This is a genomic window from Ruegeria sp. HKCCD6604 (genome assembly GCF_013110635.1).
In the GTDB taxonomy this organism is placed as follows: Bacteria; Pseudomonadota; Alphaproteobacteria; order Rhodobacterales; family Rhodobacteraceae; genus Ruegeria.
On record NZ_WVQW01000001.1, the window covers coordinates 1,594,176 to 1,602,513 of the forward strand.

Consider the following 8,338-nt stretch of genomic DNA (forward strand, 5'->3'; position numbering starts at 1 on the left):
AGAGCGACCCATGGCAAAAACCATCGTCGTCAAGCAAATCGGTTCCCCGATCCGTCGCCCCGCTGAACAGCGCGCTACCTTGATCGGTCTGGGCCTGAACAAGATGCACAAAACCCGTGAACTGGAAGACACTCCTTCGGTCCGCGGCATGGTCAACAAGATCCCGCATCTGGTTGAGATCATCGAAGAACGCGGCTAATCGCTAAATCTTCGCAGAGTTCGAAACGCCCCTGATATTTTTCAGGGGCGTTTTTTCTTGCGTTTAACTGCGTCTGACGTATCGTTTTGATCCATTTTGATTAAAGAGTGAGAAAAGATGAAACTGTTCCTATCCGCGCTTTGCGCGACGGCCATTGGTGTCTCAGCGCACGCAGCCTGCCCTAACAAGGCTCCAAAACTTTCGAAAAGCTATTTCTCACACGGCGACCAGAAAGTGAACGCAGCCTGGCTCCAAAACAACCTAGCGGGACGCAAAGTCGTTTACACTGGCAAAGACACAGAAACATATTTTTCCGACGGAACCTACTCCTACAAAAGGGATGGCCAAACATGGAAAGCAAACTCATACAAATTCTATGACAACGGGATGCGTTGCATTGGGTATCAAAACCCCCGGTTTGATCTTTACGTCGTGAACAACGGCAAACTGATTCTGGTTAATGAACAAAAAGAGCGATACGAGGGGAAGATTAGGAAATAGTCGGTTTTTAGGGCATTTCGTACAGCTTTATCGCAAGGCGTTAGCACTGCCACACGGCCTGCGTTCAATAGGAGAAGCGCCCTTACGGCAGTTTCTGAGTGCTTCTGACGCAAGTACATAATATTCTGAATGTCTTGCGCGATCCGTATTGCGTTGGGATCAACCTTTGTCATACCGAAAACGCATAGCGGCTAGACCGAAACCTGTATTGTTAGCGATAACTATTAGCCCTATCTCAGCCTTGTCCAAACAAGGAACACAAAAGGTAACGTCAGGGAATTCGCCCTGATTTGAGAAAGGACCACAGAAATGACAACCGCAACACTGACAAATACCGGCTTCAACTTCGGCACCCGGATCATGGACATGATCGAACGGATCAAAACCGCACGCAAACGGGCCGCTGAATATCAGCGCACATACCGCGAACTGCAAAGCCTGACCAACCGCGAACTGGATGACATCGGCATCCGCCGCTCCGACATTGCAGATATTGCGCACAAGCATGTTTACTGCTCTTGATCGCGGATATCCCAGTGCAAGACACAAAGGCGCCGAACGGCGCCTTTTCTGTTTCCGGTAGAAGCCCGCAGAACGGTCATAGAGCGCCTGAGCGCTCCACAGTGCCGAAGTACGCTACCCCTACTGTATGACGCTAATATCGGGCCTATGCCCCCTTCTTGATGTCGAGCGGGGGTTATAGCGCTATCTCAAAGCTCGTGACTCGACCGTACATCGTAAGGCCGCATGTTGCGTGTGCACTCTGCTGACGCGCCGGGGGCCACCGGGCCCAATGGCCGCCTGCGGCAGCTGCTGGCGCATGACGCGGGCCGAAACGTCTTGAAACGTACGGTGTCCGGATTGGCATTCCACACTTGAACAGGTTGATCGGGTGGTTTGTCATCTGCAACGTTATCCTCTGCACTGCGCAGTCCTGGTCACAGTGATCCACGAACCGACGGGCCATGAGCGTTGGGCTGATCAGGCAATGCCCCTGCGGACGATTCTCGGTGTAACGGGCAGCCCAAAAGGGGACGTGGCAGGTACATGAAACCTGGAGATACCCAGGCGCAGATCTGCCCTTGCGTGTTCCAACAACGTGCCAGAGGTCTGGGCGAACCCGGACGGATCAGTCTTTCCGACCGCATGGCGACCCTTCATCAAAGAAGTCGTATCCACATCGGCACGGTCCTATTTCAGGCTATCAGAAACGGAAAACGGCCCCATCTTTTTATCGGCAACCTGAAAACGGGCTCGGCGCTGACACCGCGCATTTGTTCCCAAAGCCAGACGGCGCAGAATTTCAGGGCTGAAATGAAATCGACCCCGACGGGTGAAACCGCCGGGCCGTGATCAGCCGTTCATGTTGGGTCAAAAACCGGTGCTCAGATCGATTTCATTGCTCTTTTCCAGAACTGCACCTGACGTCCAGCCGTCTTTGCGGCGGTCAAAAAATAACGCGCTTATACGACTTGAGTGCCATGCTTTCTGTCTTCCGTTTAGCAAGTGCAGGGGGGTTCCCTGCTATGTGATAGGCCCCCGTAGGTGCCAAGGGTATAGGGCCCCGAAGGTCCCCGGTTACAAATATCAGAGGCCCCGGAACGAATCCGAGGCCGCAAGATTGGGAGCGTGAAACAGGGTTGGGGGTGGGTGTCTATAGGATAATGAGAACACTCACCGGGCCAATTTGTGTATTCCGCAAACAAAAAGCCCAAACCCAGATTTTTCGTGGTTTCCAGCAAGGAGCTTTTAGCTTCAGTCCGCCAGCTTCCAAACTTGAACGCCATCGATGAGGTATTCTCTCATGGAAAAGCGCGATGAAGGTGGCTCATTCTTTGTCAGCAACGAATGAACATCTCCAAGAACCGCGCGACTTTGGCCAATATAGCCATGCGCAAATGGGCCTAAGTCTTCGTCATTCATAATTACAGTGTCTAAACCCGGCATTGTAAACGCAGGAGGTACAAGACCTACTCGATCATATCCATGCAACCATCTTGAGAGCTTCAATGCCAGGTCCCTGTCACCGACATATGAAGTTGCTCTGTCAGCTGAGGAAACTGCATGTACTCCTTGATACGGCATTATTGCTGCGTCGACATCGGCAGCGGCCAGAATAACTTGATGTATGGAAGCTGCAGCACTTGGATTTCTTGAAGCAAGAACCTCAATTGCCCCGAGTAGGCATCTACACCCCATACTGTGCGCAACAACGCTAACACCATGCTCCGAAAATGCTCCAGCAAACATCTCAAGAAATTCTGACAGAGCGTATCTGTTGCGTTCGGCGCTAGCCTCATCGGGTGAGTAACCTGCCTCTGTTCCAAGCGATGGCCAACTAAACAAACCAATACCTTGGGCTATTCCAAGGTCGTGACCAAACTGCGCGGCTCTAAGGACTGCACCTTCAAAAGAGGTGTTGTAACCATGAACAAAAATTGTGGGGCGTTGAAGATGCCCACCTGAATTGTTTACCTTCCTCAGAACTGAGAAAAATAGGTCTTCATTAAGCGTCATGATTTGCTTAAGTCGCAGGTCACTTTTCTGCTTGTTAAACAACCGCCTCCAGAGCGTCTTACCTAGCCCACCCAGCCTGTTGCCCTCTGGAACAACAACCTGAGCGATCCCATAATTTATTTGCTGCCATTGCTCTGCCCCGTACCCAATGACCGCCCCACGTTCGATTATCGGATCACGCGTTGTTCCAAAAAAGACTTCGTAGGCGTTCTTCCGAGGGCGAGCGTCTTCCTTTGGTTCTAGTTCACCTTTCTTTTCTGCAATGAGTGAAGTTCTTTGTCGCAACTCATCTCGATAAACTGCCCTTGAAGGGTATTCTCGAATGTACTGTGAGCCCACATGATCACGTTGCTCAGAGCTTAATTCAGTCCCAATAATCAAAACCCCATCAATATCGGCGTTTTGAAACGAGGTTTTTTCTAAAATTGAGTTTTCAAAGACCGCTTCGGCAAGAATTGAACCCTCAAATCTAACACCTGTTAGATCGGCAGAGCTGAAGGAAGCTTTCTCAAAGTTGGACCGCGTGAGGTCAGCTTCCTGTAGTCTCGCATTATCAAACTTTGATTTCTGGAAATTTAGTCGCGACAGGTTCGCGCCTACTAGGTCAGCGTCACTTAGATCAATTCTTTCAAAGTAACGGGACGTCTTTGGATCATCTCGAAAATCAGGGGGAAGAATGTCGAAGAAATTAAGGCCGGATAGATCCGGTTCAAAGTAGACACGCTTCCGGCGCTGGTTCCACCTTTTAACGCCTTCATTCAACCAACTCACATGCCAAGGATTAGCCATTTTGTCATATCTACATAAATATCATTCTAACTTCCGCCATCTTTGTGCCGGTAAAACATGCTGTCAACATGTGGCCGTTCTGCCAAGCGTCTAATTTTCAACAAAAAAAGCCCCCGCTTTCGCGGGGGCCTTCATCTCTCTCTAAAGACGGGTTCGATCAGAGACCGGTGGATACGTCGATGGTGTTACCCTCTTCCAGGGTCACATATGCTTTTTTGACGTCTTTCCGACGGCCCAGCTGGCCGCGGAACCGCTTGACCTTGCCTTTGGTCACGGTGGTGTTCACCGCTTTGACCTTCACACCAAACAGCGCCTCAACGGCCTCTTTGATCTGCGGCTTGTTGCTGTCGATCGCCACTTCAAAGACAACTGCGCCGTTTTCGGACGCCATGGTCGACTTTTCGGTGATGATCGGCTTGCGGATCACGTCGTAGTGTTCTGCCTTCGCGCTCATTTCAGACGAGCCTCCAGTGCTTCGACAGCCGCTTTGGTGAGCACCAGGGTGTCACGCTTGAGGATGTCATAAACGTTTGCACCCATCGACGGCAGGATATCCAGACCTTCGATGTTGCGCGACGCCTTCAGGAAACCTTCGTTCACGGTCGCACCGTCGATGACCAGAGCGCGTTTCCAGCCCAGGTTTGCAACCTGTTTGGCCAGAGCGGCGGTCTTGCCTTCGGCTTCGGCGTTCTCGATCACAACCAGTTCACCTGCTTTGGCTTTTGCCGACAGAGCGTGGCGCAGGCCAAGCTTGCGGAACTTCTTCGGCAGGTCGTGGCCGTGCGAACGAGGGGTCGGGCCCTTGTAGATGCCACCCTTGCGGAAGATCGGCGCGTTGCGGTCACCATGGCGTGCGCCACCGGTGCCCTTCTGGCGATAGATCTTCTTGGTCGAGTAGCTGGTTTCCGAGCGGGTCTTGACCTTGTGGGTGCCGGCCTGCGCGTTGTTGCGCTGCCAACGGACCACACGGTGCAGGATGTCCGCACGCGGCTCGAGACCGAACAGATCGGCGTTCAGCTCGATGTCGCCGGCTTTGCCGCCGTCCAGTTTGATTACATCAAGTTTCATGCTTCACCACCTTCCGCGGGAGCTTCTTCCGCAGGTGCTTCGGTTGCAGCCGATTTCACAGCAGCCGGGAAAGGCAGGCCTTCCGGTGCTTTCTTCTTCACGGCGTCCTTGACGGTGACCCAGCCCGATTTCGGTCCGGGAACGGCACCTTTGATGAAGACCAGACCACGGTCGGCGTCGGTTTTGACGACTTCCAGGTTCTGGGTGGTAACACGGGCAGCACCCATGTGACCGGCCATCTTCTTGCCTTTGAACACCTTGCCCGGGTCCTGACACTGACCGGTCGAACCGTGCGAACGGTGGCTGATCGAAACACCGTGCGAGGCGCGCAGACCACCGAAGTTGTGACGCTTCATCGCACCGGCAAAGCCTTTACCGATCGAGGTACCCGAAACGTCAACTTTCTGACCTTCCAGGAAATGTTCTGCCGAAATCTCGGCACCCACTTCGATCAGGCCATCTTCGGAGACGCGGAACTCGGCCAGCTTACGCTTGGGCTCGACCTTGGCAGCAGCATAGTGACCGCGCATGGCTTTCGAGGTGCGTTTTGCCTTGGCAGCACCGGCGCCCAGCTGAACGGCGGTGTAGCCGTCTTTTTCAGCGGTCCGCTGTGCAACGACCTGCAGGTTGTCCAGGTGAAGAACGGTCACAGGGATCTGCTTGCCGTCTTCCATGAACAGGCGGGTCATGCCAACTTTTTTTGCGATAATACCAGAGCGCATTCTCATACCCTCCGATTACGACTGCAACTTGATCTCGACGTCCACACCAGCAGCGAGGTCGAGCTTCATCAGCGCGTCAACGGTCTGGGGGGTCGGATCAACGATGTCGAGAAGACGCTTGTGCGTGCGGATCTCGAACTGGTCGCGGGATTTCTTGTCAACGTGAGGGCCACGGAGAACCGTGAACTTCTCGATCTTGTTCGGCAGCGGGATCGGTCCGCGCACGTTCGCGCCGGTCCGCTTGGCAGTGTTGACGATCTCTTGCGTGCTGGCATCCAGAACGCGATAGTCAAATGCCTTCAGCCGAATACGGATGTTTTGGCTTTGCATATTAACAGCCTTTTATTCAGGCGTTGGAGTTGAGAGGAGGATAGACGCGCATCGCCAACCCTCATCGAACCCAAAAGGCGGGAATCACCCCGCCTTGATGTTCTTATTGAGAACCCGCGCGTACTATAGCGACCTGAGCGTTTTTGCAAGAGGCAAATGCCAGAATGAAAACCCTTCTATTCACCTCCAGAAACGCCATTGGTTAACCATGGACTTTCGACCTTCATTCCTTGGTAAACCGCGTGCAAAAAAAGATGCGCAATAACTGGGTCACTGGAAAATGGAGAAAAACGCACCTTTCCCTCTCTGACACCTTCTTCAGCTTCGTAAACAACCTCATCACCTTTGACGGTTACAAGCACTTTGAGCTCGGCTAGGGTCTCTGGATCGACCGTCGTGGGATCGTCAGACAAGATCACAAAGTCTGCAACTTTGCCAACTTCAATCGACCCCTTCTCGTTTTCCTCAAAATGCTGCCACGCAGGCCAAATTGTCATGGCCTTAAGTGCAGTCATGACGTCCACCCTTTGATGCGGCCCCAATATGTCGCCCGAACGGGTGCGGCGAGTGACCGTCGCGGCAAGAACCCGCATACTGTCGGGAAACGCGACCGGGGCATCGTGGTGTGTGCCGAACATCATGTCCCTTTCTCGCAGCCATCCCGTGGGTGAGATGTTGTCGGCATTGACCGGTCCCACAGTATGATCCCGGTGCCAATCGCCCCAATAGAACGTGTGCATCGGGAAAAGCGACGGGAACACGCCAAGCCGTTTGAAACTGGCAACCTGATCCTCCCTCAGAAATTGGCCGTGTATCAGAACGGGGCGGTTGCCCGGGTCGCCATACTTGATCTGCGCTTCTTCGAGGGCCGCAATCAGCATATCGGATGCTCCTTCGCCGTTGGAATGCACAAGGATCTGGAAGCCGTTCTCATAACACCAGTTCACCGCGTCCTGAAGCTGCTCCATCGTTATGGCGGCATATCCGGCATACCCGGCGGCATAATTTCCAACCGGATTGTAATAGGGTCGATCCCGCAAGGCTGTGAAACCCTGCGGTGAACCGTCGATTGTCAGCTTGCAACCCCCAACCCGGACCCGGTTCTCATAGTCTGCGGATGTGTTTTCTCTGATGAACTCCCGAGCTTCCAAAACGTCTGGAAACGCGACCACGTCGATGGGCAGCCCTTCTTCGGCTGCAACTTTCCTGAGAACCTCGACAATCTCGCCGGACGATCGGCCTTCTTGTCCGGTTGTATATCCAAACTTAGCCCAAAGCTCTGTTCCGGCCTTCGCGAATGCCGCCAAGCCTTTCTCACCCAGATTTCCAAGCATGGGAACAAGAACCGAAAAGAACGCGTATTCTTCCAGAACGCCGTTAGGCTCACCAGCTTCATCGCGCTGAATCACACCGCCCGGAGGTGCTTCTGAGGTGGCGGTGATACCTGCCAACTCCAGAGCTTTTGAATTTGCGACCCCCAAATGCCCGGATTGATGAATGATGATGACCGGCAAGTCTTGGGACACCATATCCAGTTCTTGCCGTGTCGGGTGACGCAGCTCTTTCAGGTGCGCGTTGTCGTAACCAAAGCCAACGATCATTTTCACCTGCTCAACGGCTTCCGCATTCTCAGCGGCCCAGTTGGACAGTGTTGATTGCAGGCTTGCGATATCAACGACATCTCCATCCGGCGGCGCGAGAAGGTTGGCTGACAGTGCCTGCAAACCTCCCATGACAACATGCCCATGGCTGTCCACAAAGCCCGGCAGCATCGCGCGTCCGTTCAGATCGAAGGTTTCCGTTCCATCACCTTGATACGCAGATAGATCAGACAGCGATCCGACGGCCAGAATACGCCCGTCTTTGACTGCAACCGCTTCGGCAGAGGGGCCTTCGTCATTCATTGTGACGATTGGACCGCCAAGAAAAATGCGATCCGCGATTTGTTGGGACGATACCGAGGTTGATGAAAACGCGATTGCTGCGACAAGACAGAGTGAACGTGCCGTTACGTGCATCTTATGACCTCTTTCGAATTGCAATGTTTCAATACGGAAAAGGGTAACATCTCGGTGTGCGTTTCCGAAATTGAAAAAAGGCGCCCCGCGGGGCGCCCTTTCCGTCTGATCATTCGCTTGCGCGAATTATTCAATAATCTTCGACACAACGCCGGCGCCGACGGTGCGGCCGCCTTCGCGGATGGCGAAACGCA

The 8,338-nt window shown here is 53.4% G+C and carries 10 protein-coding genes; 3 read left to right on the top strand and 7 right to left on the bottom strand.

The genetic code is table 11. The features are described from left to right. Positions 1 to 10 precede the first annotated feature (10 nt). The 3 genes from rpmD (at position 11) to GS614_RS08010 (ending at position 1,222) form a co-directional block, all read left to right on the top strand. A complete protein-coding gene (rpmD, locus tag GS614_RS08000) occupies positions 11 to 199 on the top strand; it encodes a 50S ribosomal protein L30 (protein ID WP_008757946.1) in 189 nt (62 codons plus the stop codon). Between the two features lie 117 nt (positions 200 to 316). Then, complete coding sequence (locus tag GS614_RS08005) at positions 317 to 700, top strand: hypothetical protein (protein ID WP_171725904.1); 384 nt, start codon at positions 317 to 319, stop codon at positions 698 to 700. A gap of 309 nt (positions 701 to 1,009) precedes the next feature. Further along, complete coding sequence (locus GS614_RS08010) at positions 1,010 to 1,222, top strand: DUF1127 domain-containing protein (protein WP_171725905.1); 213 nt, start codon at positions 1,010 to 1,012, stop codon at positions 1,220 to 1,222. Between the two features lie 1,233 nt (positions 1,223 to 2,455). On the opposite strand, the gene GS614_RS08015 is transcribed toward GS614_RS08010, so the two are convergent. The 7 genes from GS614_RS08015 to GS614_RS22420 form a co-directional block, all read right to left on the bottom strand. Next, positions 2,456 to 4,006 carry an alpha/beta hydrolase gene (locus GS614_RS08015; protein ID WP_171725906.1) on the bottom strand — a complete coding sequence of 517 codons (1,551 nt, stop codon included), beginning with the start codon at positions 4,004 to 4,006 and terminating at the stop codon, positions 2,456 to 2,458. 157 nt (positions 4,007 to 4,163) lie between these two features. Beyond that, on the bottom strand, positions 4,164 to 4,460 hold the full coding sequence (locus GS614_RS08020) for a 50S ribosomal protein L23 (protein ID WP_008757532.1): 297 nt from the start codon (positions 4,458 to 4,460) through the stop codon (positions 4,164 to 4,166). Next, positions 4,457 to 5,074, bottom strand: coding sequence for a 50S ribosomal protein L4 (rplD, locus tag GS614_RS08025; RefSeq protein WP_155148664.1), 618 nt, complete (start codon positions 5,072 to 5,074; stop codon positions 4,457 to 4,459). Before rplD ends, GS614_RS08020 begins: the two co-directional genes overlap by 4 nt. Next, positions 5,071 to 5,796: a 50S ribosomal protein L3 gene (rplC, locus tag GS614_RS08030; RefSeq protein WP_171207126.1), complete on the bottom strand. Its 726-nt coding sequence runs from the start codon at positions 5,794 to 5,796 to the stop codon at positions 5,071 to 5,073. Before rplC ends, rplD begins: the two co-directional genes overlap by 4 nt. Positions 5,797 to 5,811: 15 nt before the next feature. Beyond that, positions 5,812 to 6,126 carry a 30S ribosomal protein S10 gene (rpsJ, locus tag GS614_RS08035; RefSeq protein WP_008756422.1) on the bottom strand — a complete coding sequence of 105 codons (315 nt, stop codon included), beginning with the start codon at positions 6,124 to 6,126 and terminating at the stop codon, positions 5,812 to 5,814. A 176-nt stretch (positions 6,127 to 6,302) separates the two neighbouring features. Further along, complete coding sequence (locus GS614_RS08040; protein WP_171725907.1) at positions 6,303 to 8,144, bottom strand: amidohydrolase; 1,842 nt, start codon at positions 8,142 to 8,144, stop codon at positions 6,303 to 6,305. Between the two features lie 126 nt (positions 8,145 to 8,270). Continuing rightward, a partial coding sequence (locus GS614_RS22420) for a hypothetical protein (RefSeq protein WP_199491037.1) occupies positions 8,271 to 8,338 on the bottom strand: 68 nt, incomplete at its 5' end.